Here is a 24450-nt window from a genome sequence, read left to right on the forward strand (position 1 = left end):
TCGAACGTGTTGTTGGGCGATTGAAAGCCGATGAAGTGGCCGACCAGGAGCTGGTGGCCGGTGGAGGAGACCGGAATGAACTCGGTGGCGCCTTCGACGACGGCGAGCACGACCGCCTTCACGATGCTCATGGCATCCATCATGTCTCGCCTCGGTTGTTGTGGGGTGGGAGCGCGGGTCGCCGCATGGTGTCGGCGATCAGAGTTGACGAGCGGTTACCGGAACATGTCCAGCGTGTTAATGAGGCGGCAATGATCGGGCAATAAGTCTCGACCGGCGACCCTCACCCACCGGCGGTCCCGATACGGCGCGTCCCGCGGTTCCATCCCCTTCGAAACGGCCTCTATGGCGACGCTTCACCACTCCCCCTTCTGTCCGCATTCGCGCTTCATCCGTCTCGTGCTCAGCGAGATGGGCATGGAGCCCGCGCTCGTGGAAGAGCGGGTCTGGGACCGGCGCGAGGCCTTCCTCCTCATCAATCCGGCCGGGACGACGCCGGTCCTGGTGGAGGAGACCGGGCTCGCCGTGCCGGGGGCCGGCATCATCGCCGAGTATCTGGACGAGACCCGCGGCCTCGGCCTGTCCGGGCGCCGGCTGCTGCCGGAGGCCACCGCCGATCGCGTGGAGGTCCGCCGCCTGCTCGACTGGTTCCTGGTGAAGTTCGACGCGGAGGTGACCGGCTATCTCGTCACCGAGAAGATCTCGAAGCGCTTCATGACCAGCGCCAATGGCGGCGGTCCGCCGGACATGCATGCCATTCGTGCGGCGCGCACCAATGTGCGCTACCATATGAAGTATATTGGCTACCTGATGTCCCGCCGGAAATGGATCGCCGGCGACCATCTGACCTATGCGGATCTCGCGGCCGCGGCTCACCTCTCCTGCGTGGATTATCTCGGCGACGTGCCATGGGACGAGGACGAGACGGCGAGGGACTGGTACGCGCGGCTGAAATCGCGCCCCTCCTTCCGGACGCTGCTGGCGGACCGGGTTCCGGGCATGGCCCCGGCGGATCATTACGCGGATCTCGATTTCTGAACTCCCCTTCGGGCCAGTTCCGGGCAGAGGGCAAGCAGGCCGCCGGCCGCCGGGAGCAGCGCAAAATTCTCTCCGGCGATGCCCTGAGGCAGGCGCTCGAGGCCCGCGCCCGGCATCTCGGCTTCGACGCGGTGCGGGTGACCACCCCCGATGCGGTGCCGGCCCTGCGCGAGCGGCTGCCGGCCTGGCTCGCCGCCGGGCATCACGGCGAGATGGAGTGGATGGTGGAGCGCGCGGACCAGCGCGCCGATCCGTCGATCCTGTGGCCGGGCGTTCGCAGCATCGTGATGCTGGGCATGAACTACGGCCCCGAGGCCGATCCGCTCTCGCTGCTGGCCCTCAAGGATCGCGGCGCCATCGCGGCCTATGCCCAGCGCCGTGACTATCACGATGTGGTGAAGGGCAAGCTGAAGGAGCTCGGCGGCTACCTCTCCGCCAAGGGCGACGTGCGGGTGAAGGTGTTCGTCGATACCGCGCCGGTGATGGAGAAGCCGCTCGCCGCCGCCGCCGGCCTCGGCTGGCAGGGCAAGCACACGGTCCTCGTCTCGCGCGAGCACGGCAACTGGCTCCTGCTCGGGGCGATCTACACCTCCGCCGATCTCGTGCCGGACCTGCCCGAGGCCGACCGTTGCGGCTCGTGCCGGCGCTGCCTCGACATCTGCCCGACCGCCGCGTTTCCCGCCCCCTACCAGCTCGATGCGCGGCGCTGCATCTCCTACCTCACCATCGAGCATGAGGGGCCGATCGCGCCCGAATTCCGCGAGGCCATCGGCAACCGCGTCTTCGGCTGCGACGATTGCCTCGCGGTCTGCCCCTGGAACAAGTTCGCCGTCGCCGCCTCGGAGGCGCGCCTCGGCGCGCGGGCCGACCTCGCCGCGCCTCCCCTCGCCGAACTGGCGCGGCTGGACGATGCGGCCTTCCGGGCGCGGTTCGCCGGAACCCCGGTGAAGCGCACGGGGCGCGACCGCTTCCTGCGCAACGTCCTCATCGCCATCGGCAATTCCGGCGATCCGGCGCTCGCTCGGGAAGCCGAACGCTGCCTCTCCGATCCGTCGCCCCTGGTGCGGGGCATGGCGGTCTGGGCATCGAGCCGCCTCACCGACGGGGCGGCGATGCGCGGCCTTTTCAACAGCCACGCCATCGGCGAAACCGATGCCGAGGTCGGCGCCGAATGGCGCGCGGCACTCGATCACGCGGGAAACACGTCGGCATGAACCTCTTCGTCTTCGGTCTGGGCTTCACGGCGCGCCGCTTCGTCGAACGCGCGGCGGAGCGGTTCGGCGAGATCCGCGCCACCGTCACCGACCCGGCCCGGCCGGGTGCCGGCCTCGGCGATGTCGCCCTGCGCGGCTTCGGTCCCGAGACGGATGACGCGCGGATCGCGGGCGACCTCGCCGATACGGACGTGCTGCTGGTGTCCGCCCCGCCGTCTCGCAATGGCGACACGGTGCTCGCCCGCTACCGGGACGCCATCGCCGACAGCCGGATCGGCTGGATCGGCTATCTCTCCACCATCGGCATCTACGGCGACCAGCAGGGCGCCTGGATCGACGAGACGACGCCGCCCAACCCCGCGAGCGGGCGCTCGCATGGCCGCATCGCCGTGGAGAAGGCCTGGCTCGCCTTCGGGCAGGAGACCGGCAAGGCCGTGCAGGTGTTCCGCCTGTCCGGCATCTACGGGCCGGGCCGCAACCCCATCGTGAAGCTGCGCGAAGGCAAGTCGCAGCGCATCATCAAGCCGGGTCAGGTGTTCAACCGCATCCATGTGGACGACATCGCCACGACCCTGCTCGCCTCCATCGACAGGCCGAGGGCGCAGGCGATCTACAACGTCACCGACGACGAGCCGACGCCGCCGCAGGTGGTGACCGAATACGCCGCCGGCCTCGCCAACCTGCCGCTGCCGCCCGAGATCGATTTCGAGACGGCGGATCTGAGCCCCATGGCGCGCAGCTTCTACGGCGAGAACAAGCGCGTGCGGAACCGCCTGATCCGCGAGGAGCTCGGCGTCGATCTCGCCTATCCGACCTACCGCGAGGGGCTGGCGGCGCTGGTGGCCGACGCCAGGGCCTGAGGCTCTGGCCCAGTCCCTTGGCGCGAAAAACGGCTTTTCGGTCTCTTCTTTCAGCTGCGATAGACGTGATGTGGCGGGATGCCGGTTATGTCAGTGGCATTTATACTAAAAACCATAAGTGATCTGAGTCGATAAAAGTTATTTTATAGTGATCGAGTGATTTTTTTGATCGCCAAAAAATACGTTTCGGCGGAGATTGGCTATCGATTTCGGATGGATAGTGGCGAATGTTGTCAATAAGGGTAAAAAATAACTTATATGAATTTTAAAAACTGTATTTATACTAACTATAATTGAAACTACGTAGTGGAATCGTTCTGTTCGTGTCTTTGATTTCTCGGAGCCACATGTGCGTCTAGTCTGCGATCGATTCCGACGACATCGTCGCTGTACCAGCATACTTTCATCGTCGATGGATGGTGTCTCGACGATCTGGCCGGGAGACAAGGGTTAAAGGTCAAAAATGGTATATATGTACCGGTAAAATGCTGGTTTGTTGCGGTATCTCGCCATAAAGCGCGGTGCGGCAATTTGAATGCAGTTCGATCCGGTTTGCGCCTCTCACTCATTGACTTTCCATTAACGGACGCTTCGCATAACGATGCTTGAAGTCTGAGGTGTGCCGGCTGATTCTGGCGGTCTGCGCAAGTATCGCCATTCGAATGGGAAAGCGGGTCGTGACGGCAAACGGTTCACGGTCACTGCGGAATCCACTCAACCTGCAAGATCGCTGGCGATTGCAGCGCCCGCGTCGAGCCTGCCGATTATGAGCTGGGCGAGGTCGTCACTGAAGGTGGCCGCGTGGCTTCGAACGATCGTCAGGCGGATGGGCCTCGCCGCAACCGATGCCGGGGATCCGCGGACAGACATGCCCGGCCGGACTCAATCCAGCTTCCGTGTCTTCTCCGGCGCGGGTGCCGGACGAACCGGCGTCCGCATCGATCCGGGGGGCTGGTTGAAATCCGTGCGGGCGTCGCGCACGAGCGAGTCGAGAATGCGGCTGAGCGAGGAGCGTCTGACGCTCGCCCTCGATAGCGGCGTCGAGGGGGTCTGGGACTGCAACTTCGCCGACCGATCGATCTGGATCTCCGAGCGCTGGCTCGCCCGTCTCGGCTATGCCACCGACGCCATCGAGGCCAGGCAGCCGATGGATCACATCGTCGACGCGGAGGACCGCGAGCGCCTGACCCTCGCCATGGTCGCGCACGTCAAGGGCCTCGCCCCTTCTTACGAGTGCGAGCATCGCGTCGTCTGCCGCGACGGCACGTCGTTCTGGGTTCTGACCCGTGGGCGAGTCGTGGAACGAGACGGCGCGGGCCGGGCCGTGCGCGCGGTGGGGACCCAGATCGATATCACTCACCGCCGGGAAGCCGAGGCCCGTGTCGAGTACTTGGCCCTGCACGACGACCTGACGGGCCTGCCCAATCGCCGCTTGCTTCGCCAGCGCCTCGACCGGGCCGTGATGCGCGCTCGGGACGGCCGGTTCACCGCGGCGGTGCTCGCCTGCGACCTCGACGGCTTCAAGGCCGTCAACGATACGCTCGGCCATAGCGCCGGCGACCGTCTCCTTCGCATCGTCGCCGGTCGCCTGCTCGATGCCGTGGACGCCGGCGATACCGTGGCCCGGCTCGGGGGCGACGAGTTCGCGCTCGTGCTCGAAGGACTCGAGGAGCCGCACCAAGCGGACGCGGTAGCCAAGCTTGTGATCGCGGTTCTCGGTGCGCCCATCGAGATCGACGGCATGGTGGTCGAGATCGGTGTCGGTATCGGCGCGGTGATGGTGCCGAACGAAGGGATCACCGCCGACGACCTGCTCCGGCGTGCGGACATCGCGCTCTACGAGGCCAAGACGACCGGCCGTGACACGTATCGCCGGTTCGAGCCTGCTCTGGCCGCGCGCCATTCCGCGCGCCACCTCCTCGCCTTCGACATGAAGGACGCGATCCGGCGGGGCGACTTCTACCTCGTTTACCAGCCGGTCATCGACCTGGCGGCGGAGACGGTCACGAGCTTCGAGGCGCTGATGCGATGGCATCACCCCGAACGGGGCCTCATCTCGCCCATGGAATTCATTCCGGTGGCGGAGGAGACCGGGTTGATCGTGGCCCTCGGCGCCTGGGCCCTGGCCGAGGCGTGCCGCGAGGCGATGGCGTGGCCCGGCGAGATCCGCGTCGCCGTCAACGTCTCGACGTTGCAGTTCCAGCACGACCTCGAACGCTCGGTGTCGAGCGCACTCGACGGGGCGGGCCTGTCGGCGGATCGGCTCAAGCTCGAAGTGACCGAGAGCGCACTGATGCGGGACCCGGAGGGCGTCGTGGCGACGTTGCACCGCCTGCGGGCGCTGGGCGTCAAGATCGCGCTCGACGATTTCGGCACCGGATACTCGTCGCTGAGCTATCTCCGGCGGTTTCCCTTCGACAAGATCAAGATCGACCGCGCCTTCATCAAGGACATCGCCGAGCCGGATGCGGCGGCCATCGTGCGGGCGGTGGTGGGCCTCGGCGAGCGGCTCGGGATGGGCATCGTGGCCGAGGGTGTCGAGACCGCGGAACAGCTCGATCTCGTCAGGAGCGAGGGCTGCGACGAGGTCCAGGGGTTCCTGTTCAGCCGGCCGCTCCCCGCCCATGAGGTCCAGGCGTTCCTGCGCTCCCGCCGAGCGAGCGCGGCGGCATAAACGGGATCAGGCCGCGCGCTTGTTCGCGGCCGGGCCGAAATGGCCGATGTAACGGGCGGCGATGGCCGAGACCGGCAGGACCACGAACACGTCCGTGGTGCCGAACTGGTGGTCGATGACCGCGCCGTCGCCGAAAGTGGCGCCCACCCGCAGGTAGCCCTTGATCAGCGGCGGGAGCGACTGGAGCGCGGCCTTGGCATCCACCACCTCGCGCGGCAGACGGTCCATGGCCACGTGCCGTCCCGGCAGAGCCCTGGCGCACCAGGGCTCGGGCGCGCGGGCATGGTGGTGCAGGAAGCTTAAGCCCAGGGCGAGCCTGTCCGGGTCGGTTCCCTCCAGGCTGGCGCAGCCCAGCATCGCGTCGATGCGGTGGTGCTGGACATAGGCCCAGATCCCCGCCCAGAGCAGCTCCACCGTGCGCTTGGTCCGGTAGGGTTTCAGCACGCAGGACCGGCCGAGTTCGAGGAAGCGCTTGCCGGGATGCGCGGCGAGCAGGGGCGCGATGTCGTATTCACCGGCGGTGTAGAAGCCGAAATTGCGGTCGGCCGCGTCCTGGCGCAGCAGGCGGTAGGTGCCCACCACCTTCGGCCTCGGGCGGCGGAAGGGTTTCGCCTCCGTCGCCGCATGGTCGATCACCAGCAGGTGGTCGCAGACCGTGTCGTAATCGTCGATGTCCCGCCGGGACAGGAGCGACATGCCGGAGGCGACTGCCGACATCTCCTGGTAGAACACCCGGTAGCGCAGGCGTTGGGCGCGGCGGATCTCCGAGACGGTGGTGGCGAGGCGCACTTCGAGGTCGCCGATGCGGCCGAGCACCGGGTCGAGCCCCGGAGCGGCCAGGGGCTTCTTCAGGCGCGGCTTGAACCGGATCGGCGTTCCGCCCGGCGGGATCAGGGACCGGCCACCGGCGCCGGGAAGGCTCGCGAAGCCCGGCAGGCCGGAGAAGCCGGCATGTCCCGCCTCGAGGCGCTTCTGCTTGAACCGGGCGAAGGGCGCGTGGACATGGGCCTCCCAGCCGTTGAGCCAGGCCGTGGACGCATCACGCGCGAAGTTCGGGACCATCGTCCATTCCGCTCTGCCGGACCCGCGAGGCCGGCTCCCGATGGAGCCTGGAGCCTCATATCCGCGAGGCCACATCATCACGAAGCCCGAACGCTTTTATGACAGGCTTTTGCGTGAATCCAGAGACGGTTAGTGTCACGCCAAAATGGTTCGCCGGCGACCTGTCCATGGGTAGCCGCCGAACCTTTCCCATTCTCCTCTTTTCCGGCTCAGGCAACGGGGAAGAGAGGGCAGCCGGACCGGTCTCAGACGAACTGGTTCAGGCCGGGGATCGAACCGACGATCGGCCCCATCACGTCCTCGCCGGCCTTCTCGCGGCCGAAGGCGAACAGTTCGGCGCCCAGCGGCTGCATCTGTCCCATGGGAACGCCGGCCGACATCAGCTTCTGGCCCAGCGCCATCACGCCCCCGCCCATCATGCCGCCGAGCATGCCCATGAGGCCGCCGCCGCCCTCGCCCTCGTTCGCCTGGGCCGCCGCCGCGTCCGCACCGGGCATCGCCGCGAAGAGCTGGGCGACCTCGGTGGCCGGGCCTTCCTTCTGCAGGAAGGCGAGGATGTGGCCGATGGCCGTCTGCGCCGTCGCGGCGTCGAGCCCGGTCTTGGTGGTGACGCGGGCGATCAACTCTTCCATGTAACGATGCTCCAACGCATGAGTGTGCGTAGTCCATCTGGTCTGTCCGCGATGAAATCAAGCGCCAGGTGCGGTGCTGCTGGAAAATGCGTCCCCCTGGCGTCATAACCCCAGGGTCGCTGCGCTGGGCGCGACGCGAAGCGGTGGGTTCAGGCGATCATGCAGAGCGACGGCACCATCCTCGTCGGCAAGAGCGGCACCAAGCCGGAGGCGCTCACCCTCAGGCTCGCCAACCGCCACGGCCTCGTGGCCGGCGCCACCGGCACCGGCAAGACGGTGACGCTCCAGGTCCTGGCGGAGGGGTTCTCCAATGCCGGCGTCCCAGTCTTCGCCGCCGACATCAAGGGCGACCTCTCTGGGCTGGCGGCGGCGGGCGAATCGAAGCCGGTCTTCGTCAAGCGCGCGGAGGAACTCGGGATCGCCTACGAGCCCGACCGTTTCCCCACCGTGTTCTGGGACCTGTTCGGGGCGCAGGGGCACCCGATCCGCTGCACGGTGATCGAGATGGGGCCGCTGCTGCTGGCCAGGCTGCTCGAGCTCAACGACACGCAGGAAGGCGTGCTCAACATCGCCTTCCGGGTGGCGGACGACAACCAATGGCCGGTCCTCGACCTGAAGGACCTGCGCGCGCTGCTGCTCTACTGCACCGAGAACCTGAAGGAGATCTCGGCCAAGTACGGCAACGTCTCGGCCGCCTCCGTCGGGGCGATCCAGCGGCAATTGCTGATGCTGGAGAACCAGGGCGCGGACCAGTTCTTCGGCGAGCCGGCGCTCGACCTCAACGACTTCATGAAGCGGGACCGCGACGGGCGCGGCATCGTCAACATCCTGGCCGCCGACAAGCTGATGCAGCGGCCGCGCCTCTACGCCTCGTTCCTGCTCTGGATGCTGTCGGAACTGTTCGAGCAGCTGCCGGAGGTGGGCGACCTCGACAAGCCGAAGCTCGTCTTCTTCTTCGACGAGGCGCATCTCCTGTTCGACGACGCGCCAAAAGCCCTCCTCGACGCCGTGGAGCAGGTGGTCCGCCTGATCCGCTCCAAGGGCGTGGGTGTCTATTTCGTGACCCAGAACCCCCTCGACCTGCCGGAATCGGTGCTCGGCCAGCTCGGCAACCGTGTCCAGCACGCTTTGCGCGCCTTCACCCCCCGCGACCAGCGGGCGGTGAAGGCCGCCGCCGACACGTTCCGGCAGAATCCCGGCTTCGACGTCGCCTCCGCCATCACCGAACTCGCCGTCGGCGAGGCTCTGGTGAGCTTCCTCGAGGCAAAGGGCACGCCCTCGATCGTGGAGCGCGCCCTCATCGCCCCGCCGCAGGGGCGGGTCGGCCCGCTCACCGAGGCGGAGCGCGCCGAGCTGATCGCGAAAAGCCCGCTGCGGGGGAAGTACGACGAGGCGGTGGACAATGAGAGCGCCTACGAGATCCTGGCCCGGCGCAAGGGGCTCGATTCCGCCCCAGCCGAGGCGGCGCAGCAATCGGAAGGTGGCTTGAGCGGCATGCTCGGTGGGCTGCTGGGCGGCGTGCTCGGCTCGAAACCCGCCGCCAAGGGCGGTCGCCGCCCGCCGCAGAGTCTGGCCGAACAGGTCATCGGCAACGCCGCTCGCTCGATGGCGCGGACGGTGGGCACGCAGGTGGGGAATGCGATCCTGCGAAATGTACTCGGCGGGTTGATGAAGCGGTAGAGGCGTCTGAGCTTCAAGTAAACTGGAAAAATTCCGATTCTGTTGGGCTATTGCTTTGATCGTGACCATTGATGAACTTGATTTCGATAATGTCTGGATCGTTGTATCGTCGGCGAATTCATTTGATTTTGAAAATATAGAATAATTTTCTCTGGATTGATAATGCCGACCGGTGTTTCGCGAAAAAAACTGAATTAACGTGATGTTGATGTATGTAATCGAAATCTATCGCCCTCTCTCGAGGGCTGCGGGTCATGCTTGGACGTCTCAAAATCATCTACAAGTTGGGTCTCGCCATCGGGTTGGTCTGTGCCGTCCTCGGTACCTGCGTCTGGTACACGACCGGACGCCTCGTCGAGATCGGTGGGGATTATGGACGGTTCATCGCCCATGAAGCGAAGGGGGCGGCCAATGCGCGGCGCGCCAACCGGTTCGTGTTCGAGATGAACCATGCCCTCTTCCGGGCCATCACCGAGCCGGATGCCGAGGCCAAGAAGCGCTATCTGGCGCAGATGGATCAGGCGTATCCCAGGCTCAAGCAACTGATGATCGACCTGCCGAAGGAGACACCGGCTTTCGCGGCCCGCGTCCAGGCGATCGCCGCTCAGATCGACCGTCTGATCGTGGACAGTCTCAAGGTGCGTGCGCTGGTGGAGAAGGGCGAGACCGCCAAGGCCCTCGATCTGATGCACGAGGCGGTCGATCCGAACTTCAAGGAGATCTACACCGCCTGTGGCGCGCTCTCGAACGATGTCGCCAGCTACATGGATGCGGGGGCCGCCTCCCTGGCGTCGCTGACCGAGTCGACCCAGTCCGCCGCTTTGGTGGCGAGTGGGCTCGGCATCGTGCTGAGCCTGGTCTGCGCGGGACTGATCTCGATCTTCGGCATCACCCGGCCCATGGGCAACCTCGTCGCCGTGCTTCAGCGCATGGCCGGAGGCGCCACCGATATTCGCATCTCCGAGGCCGCGCGCGGTGACGAGATCGGCGCGATCGGCAGGGCCGTTGACGGGATCCGGACCATGGTCGCCGCCAAGGCCGCCGAGCAGACGGAGATCACGCGCATCGCCGACGAGGCCGCGGCTACCGAGCGCCGCCGCGGGATGATCGAACTCGCCGATGGTTTCGAACTGGCGGTGGGTGGAATCGTCGGCATGGTCTCGTCGTCCGCGACAGAACTGCAGGCCACCGCCTCCACCATGACGGCCACCGCCCATGAAACGGCCAGCCAGTCGACGACGGTCGCGGCGGCGGCCGAGCAGACCGCGACCAATGTCGGCACGGTCGCGGCGGCGGCGGAGGAACTCGGTTCCTCCGTGCAGGAGATCAGCCGCCAGGTCGCTGGCTCCGCGACCCTCGCCCTCACGGCGGTCGGCGAGGCGGACCAGACCGCCCGCCTCGTGAACGAACTGAGCCTGGCGGCCAGCCGGATCGGCGACGTGGTGAGCCTGATCTCGACCATCGCTGGGCAGACCAACCTCCTCGCCCTGAACGCGACGATCGAGGCCGCGCGGGCCGGCGAAGCGGGTCGCGGCTTCGCGGTGGTCGCCACGGAGGTGAAGGAACTCGCCAGCCAGACGGCACGGGCGACCGAGGAGATCTCCAGCCAGATCACACGGATCCAGGGAGCGACCGGCGATGCGGTTCATGCCATCGGTGGAATCTCGACCCGCATCCGCGAGATCAACGCGGTGGCCGCCACGATTGCCGCGGCCGTCGAGGAACAAGGCGCGGCGACGCAGGAGATCGTTCGGACCGTCGCCCAGGCGGCCGTGGGCACCAACGAGGTGACGAGCAACATCTCCGGAGTGGCGGGCGCCGCTGAGGAGACCGGAGCGGCCGCCTCCCAGGTACTGTCGTCGGCCTCCGAGCTGTCGCGCCAGTCCGAACACCTGAGAGCCGAGGTCGGCCGGTTCCTGGCCAACGTGCGCGCTGCCTAGCGGCGCTTGACGCAAAGGCCTGTCCATTCATTGACAGGCGGGCGAAACCCGACTAGCTGACATCCGCAACGCGCGGCTTCCTCGACGAAGTCCGCGCGTTTCGCGTTCGCAGCATCGCTCGAATCGGTGTCGCGGATGACCTGAACAAGAAGACGGTCCAGGCTCGCAAGGCTGGAGGCCGGCAGAGAACACGAAGAGAGAACGATGTTCGCAGTCATCAAGACGGGCGGCAAGCAATATCGCGTTGCCGCCAACGACACCATCACGATCGCCACCGTCGAGGGCGAGCCCGGCTCGGCCGTGACCTTCGGCGAAGTCCTCCTGTTCGCGGACGACGCGGGCGCCACCCAGGTCGGCGCGCCGCTTCTGTCGGGCATCAGCGTCGCCGGCGAGATCGTCAGCCACGGCCGCGACGCGAAGGTCATCGCCTTCAAGAAGCGCCGCCGTCAGAACTCGCGTCGCAAGCGCGGTCATCGCCAGCACCACACCGTGGTGCGCATCACCGGCATCAGCGCCTGACGTTCTGATCGAGACATTCGGAGTCAACCACAATGGCCCATAAAAAAGCAGGCGGCTCGTCCCGCAACGGCCGTGATTCGGCCGGTCAGCGCCTCGGCGTGAAGAAGTTCGGTGCCGAAGCCGTCATCGCCGGCAACATCATCGTCCGTCAGCGCGGCACCAAGTTCCACCCCGGCGTCAATGTCGGCATCGGCACGGACCACACCCTGTTCGCCAAGGCGGACGGACGCGTGCTGTTCCAGGTGAAGCGCGGCCGCGCCTTCGTCGCCGTCGTGCCGCACCAGGAAGCCGCGGAGTAATCCACGGCCTCCCACCGCGAGGCGGCGCCCGCACCGGGCATCCCGTCATCGACGATCGTCGGACATCGAAGGGAGGATGGTGCGCCATCCTCCCTTTCGTCGTCTGCGCGGGTCTCCGTCGTCCGGACGGTGTCGCCCTCGGAAGCGGAGCCGCGATGACGCAACGCACGCTCGTTCTGGCGGCCCTCGCCGCGACCGGTTCGGTCGCGGTCGCCCTCGTGCTTCTGGGTGGCGGAGGGGAGCCTCCCGCGACCCCGGTCGCGGACATTCAAAGACCGTCGCCACGGAGCCCGACGCTCTACTGCGAATTCTACAATTTCGTCGGGCGAAGCCCCAAGGTCGGCTTCACCTTCGCGATCTCCGACCATGACGAGCGGCCGGTCTTCGCCCAGGTGAGCCAGTTCGAGATGGACGGGACACGGGCCGAGTTCGGCTCCGATTCCCGCCCGATCTGGGCCTTCGACGACGCGCAGGTACCGGCGACCCTCACCTCGCCGGACGGCGCCATCGTCATCAATCTCTACGCCTACGACCGGACGAAGTCGGGTGGGGCGTGGTTCGAGGCGGGCCTGCGCAGCGTGCAGTACCTGAACCTCGACGGGAAGTGCCGACAAGGCGCAGCCTGAACCCGAACCCGCATGTGATTCGCCAAGGTCCGGAGCCGGTAGGCCCCGCGCTCGGCGAATGAACGACAGAGACGAGAACACCCGTGAAATTCCTCGACGAAGCCAAGGTCTATGTGCGCTCCGGTGACGGCGGCGCCGGCTGCGTCGCGTTCCGGCGCGAAAAGTTCATCGAGTTCGGCGGCCCCAACGGCGGCGATGGCGGCCGGGGCGGCGATGTCTGGGTCGAGTGTGTCGACGGCCTCAACACGCTGATCGACTACCGCTACCAGCAGCATTTCAAGGCCAAGAAGGGCGAGCACGGCATGGGCTCGAACCGCCACGGCGCCAATGGGGCGGATGTGGTGCTGAAGGTGCCCGCCGGAACCGAGATCATCGCCGAGGATGGTGAGACCCTGATCGCCGACATGACCCATATCGGGCAGCGCGTGCGCTTGGCCAAGGGCGGCAATGGCGGCTTCGGCAACGCCTATTTCACCACCTCGACGAACCGCGCGCCAAAACACGCCAATCCGGGCCTCGAAGGCCATGAGCAGTGGATCTGGCTGCGCCTGAAACTCATCGCCGATGCCGGCCTCGTCGGCCTGCCCAATGCCGGCAAGTCGACCTTCCTCGCGACGGTGACGGCGGCCAGGCCCAAGATCGCCGATTATCCCTTCACCACCCTGCATCCGGGCCTCGGCGTGGTCCGCTCGGACGAGCGTGAATTCGTGCTCGCCGACATTCCCGGCCTGATCGAGGGCGCGCATGACGGCGTCGGCCTCGGCGACAAGTTCCTCGCCCATGTGGAACGCTGCCGCGTGCTGCTCCACCTCGTGGAAGCCACGAGCGAGCATGCCGGCAAGACCTACAAGCTGGTGCGGAAGGAACTGGAGGCCTATGGCAACGGCCTAGCCGACAAGCACGAGATCGTGGCCCTGTCGAAGTCCGATGCCGTCGATCCCGATACGCTGAAGGAACAGGTGGCGCGACTGAAGCGGGCCTCCAAGTCCAAACCGCTGATCCTGTCTTCGGCTACCGGCCTCGGCGTGCAGGATGCTCTGCGCGCGATCACCCGCGAGATGATGGAAGCCAAGGCCGCCGAGGCCGAGGCCCAGCCGGCGGAGGCTTGGCAGCCTTGAGGGCATGGGCATGTAGCGCTAAGCTACGTGCTGCCGTCGGTGGAGTTCGAGGATGACGAAGCAACTGAATGTGAGGAGCGACGTCGCCTACGAGATCGCACATTCCCTGGCTCGCTCCAGCAGGACATCCATCGCCGATGTGGTCGAAACAGCCTTGAGGGAGTTCAAGGATCGCCGGTCCCAGGCTTGGGACGTGCTGGCCCCCGAGGAAGTGGAGCGGAGATATCAGGAATTGCGGGCCTTGTCGGCTCGGAGCGCGGCCACCAAGCTGCCCGGCGCGACGTCTGACCATTCCGACATGTACGACGAGAACGGCCTGCCGATTTGATGACTGCGGCGGATCATACGATCGCCGTCGACACCTCGGCCCTCGTGGCGATCTTCCTGCGCGAAGACGGCCCCGTCGATTACGGCCGCGTTCTCCACCGTTCCATCTGCCTGATCGGCACGCCGACTCTTGCGGAGCTTCACCGTGTCATGACGGTGAAGACAGGACGCGACGATCAGTGGACACTCGTCGAGTATCTCGATGAGCAGCCCAACATCCGCGTCGTGGCCTTCGATGCGATGCACCTCCGACTGGCCACGGAGGCCTTCCTGCGCTTCGGCAAGGGACGCCATCCCGCGGCCCTCAACTATGGCGACTGTTTCGCGTATGCCGTCGCGAAGGCGGCGGGCGTGCCGCTCCTGTTCAAGGGCAACGATTTTTCACGAACGGACCTCGCCTGCGCCGTGCAAAGCTCCCGATGATGACCTCTTCTCACCAAAACGCTTCTTCGCAGATCCCCTCCCTTCAGGATTTCCGCCGCGTCGTCATCAAGGTCGGCTCGGCGCTGCTCGTCGACCGCGCGCGCGGTCGCCTGCGCCATGCCTGGCTGGCGGCGCTCGCCGAGGACATCGCCGATCTGCATGCGCGGGGCGTCGACGTCCTCGTCGTCTCCTCGGGCGCCATCGCCCTGGGGCGGACGGTGCTCGGCTACGCGCCCGGCACCCTTCGCCTGGAGGAAAGCCAGGCCGCCGCCGCCGTCGGGCAGATCGCGCTCGCGCGCTACTGGGCCGAGGCGCTCGGCCATCACGGCATCGCGGCGGGCCAGATCCTGGTGACGCCGCAGGACACCGAGGAGCGCCGCCGCTACCTCAATGCCCGCGCCACCGTGCTGAAGCTCCTCGAAGTCCGTGCCGTGCCGGTGGTCAACGAGAACGACACGGTGGCCACCAGCGAGATCCGCTACGGCGACAACGACCGTCTCGCCGCCCGTGTCGCCACCATGATCGGGGCAGACGTGCTGGTGCTGTTCTCCGATATCGACGGCCTCTACACGGCGCCCCCCGCAAGCGACCCGAACGCGCGTCATCTGCCCCTCATCGAGCGGATCACGCCGGAGATCGAGGCCATGGCGGGCGGGCCGGCCTCGGAACTGTCGCGGGGCGGCATGCGCACCAAGGTCGAGGCGGGCAAGATCGCCGCGAGCGGCGGCACCCACATGATCATCGCCGACGGGCGCGAGAAGAACCCCCTGCGTACCATCCTGCAGGGGGGGCGCTGCACCTGGTTCCTGTCCGGCTCGAACCCCGTCGCCGCGCGCAAGGCCTGGATCGCCGGTTCGCTCGAGCCGCGCGGTATCCTCGTGATCGATGCCGGGGCGGCCCGCGCCCTGCAGGGCGGCGCGAGCCTGCTGCCCGTCGGTGTCACCGGACTGTCGGGAAACTTCGGGCGCGGGGACGCTGTGATCATCCGGGACGTGCAGGGCCGCACCCTCGGGCGTGGCCTCGTGGCTTATGACAGTGCACAGGCGGCACAGATCATCGGTCGCCCGAGTCGGGAGATCGCAGAATTGCTTACTCATCCCGGTCGCGCTGAAATGGTGCATCGCGATGACCTCGCAATGGCGGGAGAATAGGCTCGACTATTATGCAATGTGCTTGTTTTGCCGCCTCGACGCATGGCATGAGGGCACAATCGATATGCCGCCATCGCCTTGAACGGTGAGCTGCGAGGAAACAGACCGTGCCCGTTCTGAACCTGAGATCCGATTTCGCCGCCGCCCCCGATCTCACCGAGCAGATGCAGGAGATCGGCCACCGCGCCCGCGCGGCCGCCCGCAAAATCGCCCAGGCCTCGGCCCAGGCGAAGGATGTCGCCCTGCGCCAGGTGGCCGAGTGCCTGAGGGCGAGCCGGGACGCGATCCTGGCCGAGAACGCGCGCGACGTCGCCGCCGCGAAGGCCAGCGGACAGACCCAGGCGCTGATCGACCGTCTCACCCTCGACGAGGGCCGGCTCGCCGCCATGGCCGATGCGGTGGCCAAGATCGGCGCGCTGCCCGACCCCGTCGGTCGCCAGCTCGCGGCGTTCGAGCGCCCGAACGGGCTGCTGATCGAGCGGATTGCCGTGCCGCTCGGCGTCGTCGGCGTCATCTTCGAGAGCCGTCCCAACGTCACCGCCGATGCGGGGGCCCTGTGCCTCAAGGCCGGCAATGCCGCTATCCTGCGCGCCGGGTCGGACAGCCACCGCACCGCCATGGCCATCGCGCGTGCCATGCGCGAGGGGCTGGAGGCCGCCGGTCTGCCGGCGGACGCGGTGCAGATCGTCCCCACCCGTGACCGCGCGGCGGTGGGCGCCATGCTGTCGGGCCTCGACGGCTGCATCGACGTCATCGTGCCCCGTGGCGGGCGCGGCCTCGTGGAGCGCGTCCAGTCCGAGGCCAAGGTCCCGGTCTTCGCCCATCTCGACGGCATCTGCCACGTCTACGTGGCGGCCGGCGCGGATCTCGACATGGCCCGCACCCTGGTGATCAACAGCAAGATGCGCCGCACCGGCATCTGCGGCGCCGCCGAGACCCTGCTCGTCGATGCCGCCGTGGCGGAGACCCACCTCGCCCCCCTGGTCACGGCGCTGATCGAGGCCGGCTGCAGCGTCCGCGGCGATGAGGCGACGCAGGCGGTGGATGCGCGGGTCACCGCCGCCACCGAGATCGATTGGCGCACCGAGTATCTCGACGCCATCATCGCCGTGAAGGTGGTGGACGGGCTCGACGCGGCGATCGCCCATATCGAGGCAAACGGCTCGCACCATACCGACGCTATCGTCACGGCCGACGCCGCCGAGGCGACGCGCTTCCTCGCGGAAGTCGATTCGGCCATCGTCACCCACAACGCCTCGACGCAATTCGCCGATGGCGGCGAGTTCGGTTTCGGCGCCGAGATCGGTATCGCCACCGGGCGCATGCATGCGCGCGGTCCGGTGGGCGTCGAGCAGCTGACGACCTTCAAGTACCGGGTCCATGGCCGCGGGCAGACGCGTCCTTGATGCGGCCTGCCTGATGCGGCGTGTCGGCTCCACCCGTGCGGCTTGAGGCGGAGGGGCTCGTCCGGCTGCCTCCCGCCGTACCAGGTCTGCGGATCGGCCTTTATGGCGGGTCCTTCAATCCGGCCCATCTCGGCCATCGCCACGTGAGCCTCGTGGCGCTGAAACGGCTGCGGCTCGACCGCATCTGGTGGATGGTCACCCCCGGCAACCCGCTCAAGGACCGCACGGCTCTCGCCCCCCTCGAGACGCGGGTCGCGGTGGCATCCGCCGTCGCCGACCATCCGCGCATCGCCATCACCGGTTTCGAAACGCAGATCGGCGCCCGCTACACCCGCCAGAGCCTCGCCTACCTCCAGGCCCGCCACCCCGCCGTGCGCTTCGTCTGGATCATGGGGGCCGACTCTCTCGCGGCATTTCACCGCTGGCGCGATTTTCGTGCTATCGCCGCCACGATGCCGATTGCCATCATCGATAGGCCGGGCTTCACCCTGACGGCGCCGAGCGCCCGAGGGGCGCAGGCGATGGGACGATGGCGCATCGACGAATCGGATGCGGGTCTCCTCGCCGATCTCGAACCCCCGGCCTGGGTGTTTCTCCATGGCCCGCGCTCGACCCTGTCGTCCACGGCCCTCCGGGCCGGACGATGACGAGCGCGTCGCGACTCTTGAAAACGGAGAGTGATCGTTCCACTCTCTCCAGACTATAGATTGTTCAGGTAAAATGACCGCCGTCACTTCGGGAATCGAGACACTGACCGATTCGCACCCTTCCGGGACCACAGGTTCCGACCACGCCACCGATCAGCGCATCGGCGATCTCAAGGCGCTCGCGCTCGATTGTCTCGAGGACATGAAGGCCGAGGAAACCATCGAGATCGATCTCGCCGGTCGGACCTCGCTCGCCGACACGATGATCATCACCTCCGGCCGCTCGCAGCGCCATGTCAGCGCCATCGCCGACCGGATCCTGCAGGAAATGAAGTCCAAGGGCTTCGGAACGGCCCGTGTCGAGGGCTTGCCCGCCTGCGATTGGGTGCTGATCGATACGGGCGACATCATCGTCCATATCTTCCGCCCGGAAGTCCGAGGCTTCTACAATCTCGAAAAGATGTGGGGCGCCGATCGTCCCACCACCGACCTCATGGCCGGCTGAGTACCGGCCCGATGGCGCGGGGCGCCTGACGCGTGCGTCTGCTCGTGACGGCGGTGGGCCGCCTCAAGCCCGGTCCCGAGCGGGACCTGGCTTCGCGCTATCGTGAACGGGCGGTCCAGCTCGGTCGCGGATTGGGTCTCACCGCCTGCGACGTGGTCGAAATCCCGGAGAGCCGGGCCCGGCGCGCGATCGACCGCAGCGTGGAGGAGGGGGCAATGATCCTGTCCCATGCCCCGGCGGCGTCGAGCGTGCTGCTGGTCTATGACGAGCGCGGGCGCTCCGACTGGACCAGCGAGCGCATCGCCGAGCGGATCGCGTCCTGGCGCGACGCGGCCACGGCGACCCTGGTCGTCGCCATCGGCGGCGCCGACGGGCTGGCGCCTGCGGTGCGCACGCGCGCCGACCTCTCCCTCGCCTTCGGGGCGGCCACCCTGCCTCACGGCCTTGTGCGCGTGCTGGCCCTGGAGCAGGTGTACAGAACGCTGACGATCCTTGCGGGACATCCCTATCACCGGGGCGACATCGACGCATGAGGGGCGGATACGCGCGGCGCGGGCCTGACGGCGGAGCGATCCGCATCGCTGCCTTGGCGGCGATGGCGGTGCTGGCGCTCGGTCGTGCCCAGGCCCAGGACAGCGCGAAACAACAGGACGCGCCGAAACCGCAGGATGCCGCCGCCACCGACGCGGTGCAGCGCGCCATCGACGAGAAGGCCCGCCGCGCCGAGAACCTGAAGCGGATCGAGGAGCAGCTTGCCGCCTCCACCGGCGCGCGGGCCAAGCTCGAGGCGGAGATCGTCTCGGTCGCCGGAGACCGGGCCAAGCTGAATGCCGCCCTCCTCGATGCCGCACGCCAGGCCCAGGCGACGGAGGACCGGATGAGCCGGCTGGAGGAGCGCCTGAAGACGCTCACCGCCAGCGAATCCGGCATCCGCCGCTCCCTGGAAGCCCGCCGGGGCGTCATCGCTGAAATCCTCGCCGCCCTGCAGCGCATGGGCCGGAGGCCGCCCCCGGCCGTCTTGGTCCAGCCGGAGGACGTGCTCGCCGTGATCCGCACCTCGATGCTGCTCGGGGCCGTGGTGCCCGAACTGCGCGGCGAGGCCGAGACCCTGGCCGCCGACCTCACCGAGATGGTGCGGCTGAAGGGGCTCATCGCCGCCGATCGCGAGGGCCTGCAGAACGACCTCACCGGCTGGGCCAGGGAGCAGCAGCGGATCAACGCCCTCATCTCGGCCCGCCGCACCCGCCTCGCCGAGGTGGAGAGCGGGCTCGTCACCGAGCGCGCGCGCACGGCCGAGCTCGGCGTCCAGGCGAAAAGTCTGAAGGAGCTCCTCGACCGGATGGAGAACGAGGTCGCCTCGGCCCGCCGAGCGGCGGAGGAGGCCCGCGCCGCCGAGACGAAGGAGGCGCGCGCGACCCAGGAGCGCTTCGCGGCGGCCGGCACGCGCGATCCCGCGCGGCTCGCCCCCAAGATTCGCTTCGTCGACACCCGCGGCGAGGTGCCCAAGCCCGTAAGCGGCGCGACCTTGCGCGGCTTCAACCAGCCCGACGGCAATGGCGGAACGACCCGCGGCATATCGCTCGCGACCCGCCCGAAGGCGGTGGTCTCGTCTCCGTCCGATGGGTGGGTGTCGTTCGCCGGGCAGTTTCGCTCGTATGGACGACTCTTGATCATCAATGCCGGCGATGGCTACTATCTGCTGCTGGCCGGTATGGATCAGATCAGCGTCGAGGTCGGACAGTTCGTGCTTGCGGGGGAACCGGTGGCGGCCATGGGTGAGGGCGGCCAGGGCACCGCTCCGGGCGACCGTGACGGGCCGGTTCTATACGTCGAGTTCAGGAAAGACGGCGGCTCCATCGATCCGGAGCCGTGGTGGGCGAAGAGCCCCAGCGAGAAGGTTCGCGGATAATGCGCAAGATTTCCCTAGTCCTGGCCGGCGCGTTTCTTGGCGTCGGTTCCTCCCTCCTCGCGACCCAGACGCATCTGCTCTCCGGGACCAGCGCGGTGGCGGCCTCCGCGGAGACCTATCGCCAACTCAGCCTGTTCGGCGACGTGTTCGAGAAGGTGCGGACCGACTATGTCGAGAAGCCCGACGAGGCCAAGCTGATCGAGGCTGCCGTCAACGGCATGCTCACCTCGCTGGACCCGCATTCGAGCTACATGGACTCGAAGAGCTTCCGTGACATGCAGGTGCAGACCAAGGGCGAGTTCGGCGGCCTCGGCATCGAGGTCACGATGGAGGACGGCCTGATCAAGGTGGTCAGTCCCATCGACGACACCCCCGCCTCCAAGGCCGGCATCCTCACCAACGACATCATCACGCAGATCGACGAGGACCAGGTTCAGGGTCTCACCCTGAACCAGGCCGTCGACAAGATGCGCGGTCCGGTGAACTCGCCGGTGAAGCTCAAGATCTCCCGCAAGGAGTCCAAGGATCCCATCGATGTCGTGCTCAACCGCGACGTCATCAAGATCAAGCCGGTGCGCTCGCGGGCCGAGGGCGGCGATGTCGGCTACATCCGCCTGACGCAGTTCACCGAGCAGACCTATGACGGCCTGCGCAACGCCATCGACAAGCTCTCCACGGAAGTGGGCCAGGACAAGCTGAAGGGCTACGTCCTCGACCTGCGCAACAATCCGGGCGGCCTCCTCGATCAGGCGGTGTCGGTCTCCGACGCGTTCCTCGACCGGGGCGAGATCGTCTCCACCCGAGGCCGCAACCCGGACGAGACCCAGCGCTTCTCGGCCAAGTCCGGCGACCTCACCAAGGGCAAGCCCATCGTCGTCCTGGTGAATGGCGGCTCGGCCTCGGCCTCGGAGATCGTGGCCGGCGCCCTGCAGGATCACAAGCGCGCCACGGTGCTCGGCACGCGCTCCTTCGGCAAGGGCTCGGTCCAGTCGATCATCCCGCTGGGCGGCAGCGGCGCCCTGCGCCTCACCACGGCGCGCTACTACACGCCGTCGGGCCGCTCCATCCAGGCCAAGGGCATCGAGCCGGACCAGGAGGTCCTGCAGGAGATCCCGGACGAGCTGAAGGGCAAGGACGAGACCAAGGGCGAGGCCGGCCTGAAAGGGCACCTCAAGCAGAAGGATGTCGAGGAGCGCGGCGGTTCGTCGGCTTACGTCCCGCCGGACCCGGCCAAGGACAAGCAGCTCATCGCCGCCGTCGACTTCATCCGCGGCATCCAGAAGGGCGCGGCCAACACGCCGAAGGCCGCCGTTCCGAACTGACGATCCCGGCACTGTCCTGAAACGCGACTCGTGTCGCCGGATTTAAACAAACATTAACCAGCGCGGCCCGCAATGTCGGTGAGAACCGACTCTGCGGGCCGCTTCGTTTCTCGCATCGTGCGCGCCCAGCATCCGTCGGTCGCGAGCCTTCAGGGAAACGGCTGACCGTGGCCACCGACGACATCCTGACCCGTCCGCTGGGGACCAAGAGTGCTGCGGCGTCCCGCACGCTCGGCCAGCGGTTGCGCGGCGTCTCGATGCCCCGGATGAGCCCGGCGGCCGTGGTCGCCATGGCGGTGGCGGGCCTCGCCATCGGCCTCACCGTCCTGGCGATGGTTGGCGACCCCCAGGGCGGCGAGCCGTCCGCCGTCGCGACGATCACCCTGCGCGAACCGGCGGCTCCTCCCCCCGTGGCGAAGGCCCCCGAGCCCCCGCCATCTGCCCCGCGCTCGGCCGGCGAGGTCGAGACGGCATCGGGCGTCCGTGTGGTGCGGCCTGCCGGCACGGAGGCCCCCACCGAGGCGGTGATCATCCGTGTGCCCGACAGCGAACCCGTGCGCCTCGCCGGTCCCGATCCCCGGCTGATGGAACGGGGCCGTCATGGCAACGTCCCGAAAATCGGCGACGGTCGCCGCCGGCCCCTCGACGTCTATGCCCGCCCCGATCCCGGCGCGGGGGCGCCGGGCGCGCGCATCGCCATTCTCGTCACCGGCCTCGGCGTCGGGCAGGCCGCCACGGCAGGCGCCATCGCCAAGCTACCGCCCGCAATCAGCCTCGCCTTCTCGCCCTATGGCGGCGACCTCGAACGCAGCGTTGCCCGCGCCCGCGATTTCGGCCACGAGATCCTGGTTCAGGCGCCGATGGAGCCGTTCGACTATCCCGACAGCGATCCCGGCCCGCAGACCATGCTGACGAGTTCGCGACCGCCGGAAAATCTCGACCGGCTGTCCTGGGTGATGAGCCGGTTCGGGGGCTATGTCGGCCTCGTGAACTTCATGGGAGCCAAGCTCGAGGGCGATGCGGCCGCCTTCGAACCGGTGCTGCGCGAGATCGGCGCCAGGGGGCTCGGCTTCGTGGATGACGGCACCTCGTCGCGCTCCCTGGCCACGTCTCTCGGCGGCAAGCTGAAGATTCCCGTCGCCCGCGCCGAGATCGTCCTCGACGCCATGCCCCAGGCCGAGGCGATCGACCGCGAACTCGCCCGGCTCGAAGCCCAGGCCAAGGCCAACGGGTTCGCGCTGGCCTCGGCCGGGGCGATGCCCATGACGATCGAGCGGATCGCCCGCTGGTCGCGCGACCTCGAAACCCGTGGCATCCGCCTCGTCCCCGTCAGCACCGCCCTGCGAGGGACGCCGCCCGCGCGCCTGTCGAGCGCGGGGCCGTGAGAGGGGCGGCGGCTGAGTTATTCGGCTGAGCTGAGCGACCGCGTGCGGTCCGGGCGTGAGCATCACCTCGCCCCGCCTGCGGGGAGAGGGACGCGTCTCCCTCTCGTCGGGGAGCGCGTCGAGGCGGTAGCCGAAGGTGAGGGGGCTCGTCCGGGGTGAGGCTCATTCGGAACCGCCCCCTCACCCTCGCTCCGCTCATCACAGGCACGACAAGGTGCCTGTGATCCTCTCCCCGCGCGCGGGGGGAGGGGAACCCGCTCATCCGTATGCGCTAGCGCTGCGCCAGAGTCTCTATGATGGCCGGCGGGGTCGGGGCCGGCATTTGTCCGGTGAGAGAGGCCGAGAGGATCGTCGGCAGGGTCTGATCGTAGCGCGTGACGAGGACGGCGAAGCGCGACGGCGCCTGCTCGTAGGCCGGCTTGAACCCGCGCACCCGCATGAGCGCGGGAACCGAGGCCGCCACCATCCAGCGCGACCAGACCGCTTCCGCCACGAGGATCGGGCGGCGCTGGGCCGGGATCACGATCACGTCCTGGCCGGCATAGGCCAGGGCCTCGGGCCGGCTCACATCGCCGAGGGAGACGCCCTTGGCGGAGAGGGCGGCCCAGAACGGATGCTGCGCGCCGTCGGAATAGGTGGTGCGCACGGCGGCACTCCCTTCCTCCACGAGGCTGGCGATGCGCGCCTCCTCTTGCACCCGGCGCGCCGTCACCAGGGATTCGAGGGCAGGGTCCTTATAGGGGAGGAAGGCGTAGCGGCCGGCGGTGACGATGACGTTGGGCTCCTCGCCCGTCGCCTCGAACCGGTCCGAGCCTTCCTTGAGCTGGCGCCAGAAGGCGATGTTCGGGTCCGTCCGGTAGCGGGCCATGTTCGCCGCATTCATCCGAAACGGGTAGGACTGGAACTGGAATGCCGCCTGTCCGCCGGCGAAGGCGTCGCGGGCGATGGCGTAGATCTCGCCGACGACCTGGTCGGTCATGGCGAAACACCCCATGGACGAGCAGACGCCGTGGACCATCACGGCCGAGCCGGTGGAGCCCTGCGCACGGTCGTAGGCGTTGGGGTAGCCGACATCGAAGGAAAGATAGTAGCTCGAATTCGGGTTCATCTGGCGCGGGGGCACCGAATAGAACCCTTCCGGCGTCTGCCGGTCGCCGGTCTTGCGCTTGGGGCCGAGTTGGCCCGACCAGCGGCAGATCGGAAAGGTCTTGATATGGACGAAGCGCCCACTGGCGGCCTTCTTCCAGACCTCGATCTCGGATTCCTTCTTGTAGGCCCTGAACAGGACCGGTGCCGAGGCGCTGGTGCCCTTCTGGCTCATCAGCGCGAGGGTCGCCGCCGGGATCGGCGCGGTGGCCTTGGCCGATTGCGCCCGCGCGATGCCGGGCACGGCGAGCGCCAGGGCGAACAGAAGAAGCCAGGCGGCGCGGCGCTGTACGACTGGCGAGGGTAGAACGACCATGCCCGGCCCTGGAGAGGGATGCACCGACCGACCGCCGGCACCGTGCAACAGGGTGCACGAAGCCTTGCTTATCCCATCCCAATGGGGCGGCAATAGGGGAAGCGCCCCCGCCTTCCTTCTTTGGTCGACCGACGATCACTGACGCCGATGGAAATGCGGAGTTCTGCGGCTCGAGGGATGCTCTGTCGCGAAGATCACATCGGAGAGACGTATCGTCGGCCTGGCATTCGTGGGCCGTCGCCCCATGCCGG

At 67.6% G+C, this 24450-nt stretch carries 24 protein-coding genes; 20 read left to right on the forward strand and 4 right to left on the reverse strand.

Features of this window, described 5'->3' with window-relative positions; genetic code table 11:
* A partial coding sequence (locus A3OM_RS24895) for an undecaprenyl-diphosphate phosphatase (RefSeq protein WP_280790502.1) occupies positions 1-140 on the reverse strand: 140 nt, incomplete at its 3' end.
* Positions 141-345: 205 nt separating this feature from the next.
* Here A3OM_RS24895 and A3OM_RS0100010 point away from each other — a divergent pair.
* The 4 genes from A3OM_RS0100010 to A3OM_RS23250 all read left to right on the forward strand — a co-directional run bounded on the left by A3OM_RS0100010 (position 346) and on the right by A3OM_RS23250 (position 5786).
* On the forward strand, positions 346-1038 hold the full coding sequence (locus A3OM_RS0100010; protein WP_018041671.1) for a glutathione S-transferase family protein: 693 nt from the start codon (positions 346-348) through the stop codon (positions 1036-1038).
* A gap of 83 nt (positions 1039-1121) precedes the next feature.
* Positions 1122-2252: a tRNA epoxyqueuosine(34) reductase QueG gene (gene queG / locus A3OM_RS0100015; RefSeq protein WP_081612719.1), complete on the forward strand. Its 1131-nt coding sequence runs from the start codon at positions 1122-1124 to the stop codon at positions 2250-2252.
* Complete coding sequence (locus A3OM_RS0100020) at positions 2249-3112, forward strand: SDR family oxidoreductase (protein ID WP_018041673.1); 864 nt, start codon at positions 2249-2251, stop codon at positions 3110-3112. The genes queG and A3OM_RS0100020 overlap by 4 nt, the downstream gene beginning before the upstream one ends.
* A gap of 868 nt (positions 3113-3980) precedes the next feature.
* A complete protein-coding gene (locus A3OM_RS23250) occupies positions 3981-5786 on the forward strand; it encodes a GGDEF domain-containing phosphodiesterase (RefSeq protein ID WP_198290805.1) in 1806 nt (601 codons plus the stop codon).
* A gap of 6 nt (positions 5787-5792) precedes the next feature.
* Here the strand turns inward: A3OM_RS23250 and A3OM_RS0100030 are convergent, their stop codons facing one another.
* A complete protein-coding gene (locus A3OM_RS0100030) occupies positions 5793-6848 on the reverse strand; it encodes a GNAT family N-acetyltransferase (protein ID WP_018041675.1) in 1056 nt (351 codons plus the stop codon).
* A gap of 245 nt (positions 6849-7093) precedes the next feature.
* The gene (locus tag A3OM_RS0100035; RefSeq protein ID WP_018041676.1) at positions 7094-7480 is read right to left on the reverse strand and encodes a hypothetical protein; all 387 of its coding nucleotides are present in this window, start codon (positions 7478-7480) and stop codon (positions 7094-7096) included.
* Positions 7481-7639: 159 nt separating this feature from the next.
* On the opposite strand from A3OM_RS0100035, the gene A3OM_RS0100040 reads away from it, so the two are divergent.
* From A3OM_RS0100040 to A3OM_RS0100115, 16 genes are all read left to right on the forward strand, one after another.
* On the forward strand, positions 7640-9160 hold the full coding sequence (locus tag A3OM_RS0100040; RefSeq protein ID WP_018041677.1) for a helicase HerA-like domain-containing protein: 1521 nt from the start codon (positions 7640-7642) through the stop codon (positions 9158-9160).
* A 254-nt stretch (positions 9161-9414) separates the two neighbouring features.
* Positions 9415-11100: a HAMP domain-containing methyl-accepting chemotaxis protein gene (locus tag A3OM_RS0100045; protein WP_018041678.1), complete on the forward strand. Its 1686-nt coding sequence runs from the start codon at positions 9415-9417 to the stop codon at positions 11098-11100.
* Between the two features lie 204 nt (positions 11101-11304).
* Complete coding sequence (gene rplU / locus A3OM_RS0100050; RefSeq protein ID WP_018041679.1) at positions 11305-11619, forward strand: 50S ribosomal protein L21; 315 nt, start codon at positions 11305-11307, stop codon at positions 11617-11619.
* 32 nt (positions 11620-11651) lie between these two features.
* Positions 11652-11918 (forward strand): 50S ribosomal protein L27, encoded by a 267-nt coding sequence (gene rpmA, locus A3OM_RS0100055; RefSeq protein WP_018041680.1) that lies wholly within the window; start codon positions 11652-11654, stop codon positions 11916-11918.
* 155 nt (positions 11919-12073) lie between these two features.
* On the forward strand, positions 12074-12544 hold the full coding sequence (locus A3OM_RS0100060; protein ID WP_018041681.1) for a hypothetical protein: 471 nt from the start codon (positions 12074-12076) through the stop codon (positions 12542-12544).
* Positions 12545-12627: 83 nt separating this feature from the next.
* The gene (gene obgE / locus A3OM_RS0100065; protein ID WP_018041682.1) at positions 12628-13662 is read left to right on the forward strand and encodes a GTPase ObgE; all 1035 of its coding nucleotides are present in this window, start codon (positions 12628-12630) and stop codon (positions 13660-13662) included.
* A 52-nt stretch (positions 13663-13714) separates the two neighbouring features.
* Positions 13715-13990 carry a type II toxin-antitoxin system VapB family antitoxin gene (locus tag A3OM_RS23255; protein WP_018041683.1) on the forward strand — a complete coding sequence of 92 codons (276 nt, stop codon included), beginning with the start codon at positions 13715-13717 and terminating at the stop codon, positions 13988-13990.
* Positions 13990-14412: a type II toxin-antitoxin system VapC family toxin gene (locus A3OM_RS0100075; RefSeq protein ID WP_018041684.1), complete on the forward strand. Its 423-nt coding sequence runs from the start codon at positions 13990-13992 to the stop codon at positions 14410-14412. Before A3OM_RS23255 ends, A3OM_RS0100075 begins: the two co-directional genes overlap by 1 nt.
* Complete coding sequence (proB, locus tag A3OM_RS0100080; RefSeq protein ID WP_018041685.1) at positions 14409-15563, forward strand: glutamate 5-kinase; 1155 nt, start codon at positions 14409-14411, stop codon at positions 15561-15563. Before A3OM_RS0100075 ends, proB begins: the two co-directional genes overlap by 4 nt.
* Before the next feature lie 107 nt (positions 15564-15670).
* Positions 15671-16969 carry a glutamate-5-semialdehyde dehydrogenase gene (locus tag A3OM_RS0100085; protein WP_018041686.1) on the forward strand — a complete coding sequence of 433 codons (1299 nt, stop codon included), beginning with the start codon at positions 15671-15673 and terminating at the stop codon, positions 16967-16969.
* Positions 16970-17004: 35 nt separating this feature from the next.
* Positions 17005-17616, forward strand: a complete 612-nt coding sequence (locus A3OM_RS0100090) for a nicotinate-nucleotide adenylyltransferase (protein ID WP_018041687.1) — start codon at positions 17005-17007, stop codon at positions 17614-17616.
* Between the two features lie 73 nt (positions 17617-17689).
* Positions 17690-18121: a ribosome silencing factor gene (gene rsfS / locus A3OM_RS0100095; protein WP_018041688.1), complete on the forward strand. Its 432-nt coding sequence runs from the start codon at positions 17690-17692 to the stop codon at positions 18119-18121.
* A 32-nt stretch (positions 18122-18153) separates the two neighbouring features.
* Positions 18154-18654: a 23S rRNA (pseudouridine(1915)-N(3))-methyltransferase RlmH gene (gene rlmH / locus A3OM_RS0100100; RefSeq protein ID WP_018041689.1), complete on the forward strand. Its 501-nt coding sequence runs from the start codon at positions 18154-18156 to the stop codon at positions 18652-18654.
* Positions 18651-20030, forward strand: coding sequence for a peptidoglycan DD-metalloendopeptidase family protein (locus tag A3OM_RS0100105; RefSeq protein ID WP_051074291.1), 1380 nt, complete (start codon positions 18651-18653; stop codon positions 20028-20030). The genes rlmH and A3OM_RS0100105 overlap by 4 nt, the downstream gene beginning before the upstream one ends.
* Entirely contained in the window at positions 20030-21352 is a 1323-nt protein-coding gene (locus tag A3OM_RS0100110; RefSeq protein ID WP_018041691.1) for a S41 family peptidase, read from the forward strand. The genes A3OM_RS0100105 and A3OM_RS0100110 overlap by 1 nt, the downstream gene beginning before the upstream one ends.
* 161 nt (positions 21353-21513) lie before the next feature.
* Entirely contained in the window at positions 21514-22737 is a 1224-nt protein-coding gene (locus A3OM_RS0100115) for a divergent polysaccharide deacetylase family protein (protein ID WP_026175569.1), read from the forward strand.
* Positions 22738-23008: 271 nt separating this feature from the next.
* Here A3OM_RS0100115 and A3OM_RS0100120 read toward each other — a convergent pair whose 3' ends face one another.
* Positions 23009-24199 (reverse strand): murein L,D-transpeptidase family protein, encoded by a 1191-nt coding sequence (locus tag A3OM_RS0100120; protein ID WP_018041693.1) that lies wholly within the window; start codon positions 24197-24199, stop codon positions 23009-23011.
* Positions 24200-24450: the final 251 nt, after the last annotated feature.

Origin of the sequence: Methylobacterium sp. 88A (genome assembly GCF_000376345.1) — a bacterium.
Taxonomy (GTDB): domain Bacteria; phylum Pseudomonadota; class Alphaproteobacteria; order Rhizobiales; family Beijerinckiaceae; genus Methylobacterium; species Methylobacterium bullatum.

Coding starts and splice junctions, on each gene's coding strand:
- A3OM_RS0100045 (WP_018041678.1), top strand. CDS start 9,415: ATGCTTGGACGTCTCAAAATCATCTACAAGTTGGGTCTCGCCATCGGG.
- A3OM_RS0100060 (WP_018041681.1), top strand. CDS start 12,074: ATGACGCAACGCACGCTCGTTCTGGCGGCCCTCGCCGCGACCGGTTCG.
- A3OM_RS0100120 (WP_018041693.1), bottom strand. CDS start 24,199: ATGGTCGTTCTACCCTCGCCAGTCGTACAGCGCCGCGCCGCCTGGCTT.
- A3OM_RS23250 (WP_198290805.1), top strand. CDS start 3,981: ATGCCCGGCCGGACTCAATCCAGCTTCCGTGTCTTCTCCGGCGCGGGT.
- A3OM_RS0100030 (WP_018041675.1), bottom strand. CDS start 6,848: ATGGTCCCGAACTTCGCGCGTGATGCGTCCACGGCCTGGCTCAACGGC.
- rsfS (WP_018041688.1), top strand. CDS start 17,690: ATGACCGCCGTCACTTCGGGAATCGAGACACTGACCGATTCGCACCCT.
- rplU (WP_018041679.1), top strand. CDS start 11,305: ATGTTCGCAGTCATCAAGACGGGCGGCAAGCAATATCGCGTTGCCGCC.
- A3OM_RS0100110 (WP_018041691.1), top strand. CDS start 20,030: ATGCGCAAGATTTCCCTAGTCCTGGCCGGCGCGTTTCTTGGCGTCGGT.
- rpmA (WP_018041680.1), top strand. CDS start 11,652: ATGGCCCATAAAAAAGCAGGCGGCTCGTCCCGCAACGGCCGTGATTCG.
- proB (WP_018041685.1), top strand. CDS start 14,409: ATGATGACCTCTTCTCACCAAAACGCTTCTTCGCAGATCCCCTCCCTT.
- A3OM_RS0100010 (WP_018041671.1), top strand. CDS start 346: ATGGCGACGCTTCACCACTCCCCCTTCTGTCCGCATTCGCGCTTCATC.
- A3OM_RS0100040 (WP_018041677.1), top strand. CDS start 7,640: ATGCAGAGCGACGGCACCATCCTCGTCGGCAAGAGCGGCACCAAGCCG.
- A3OM_RS0100020 (WP_018041673.1), top strand. CDS start 2,249: ATGAACCTCTTCGTCTTCGGTCTGGGCTTCACGGCGCGCCGCTTCGTC.
- A3OM_RS23255 (WP_018041683.1), top strand. CDS start 13,715: ATGACGAAGCAACTGAATGTGAGGAGCGACGTCGCCTACGAGATCGCA.
- A3OM_RS0100105 (WP_051074291.1), top strand. CDS start 18,651: ATGAGGGGCGGATACGCGCGGCGCGGGCCTGACGGCGGAGCGATCCGC.
- A3OM_RS0100075 (WP_018041684.1), top strand. CDS start 13,990: ATGACTGCGGCGGATCATACGATCGCCGTCGACACCTCGGCCCTCGTG.
- A3OM_RS0100035 (WP_018041676.1), bottom strand. CDS start 7,480: ATGGAAGAGTTGATCGCCCGCGTCACCACCAAGACCGGGCTCGACGCC.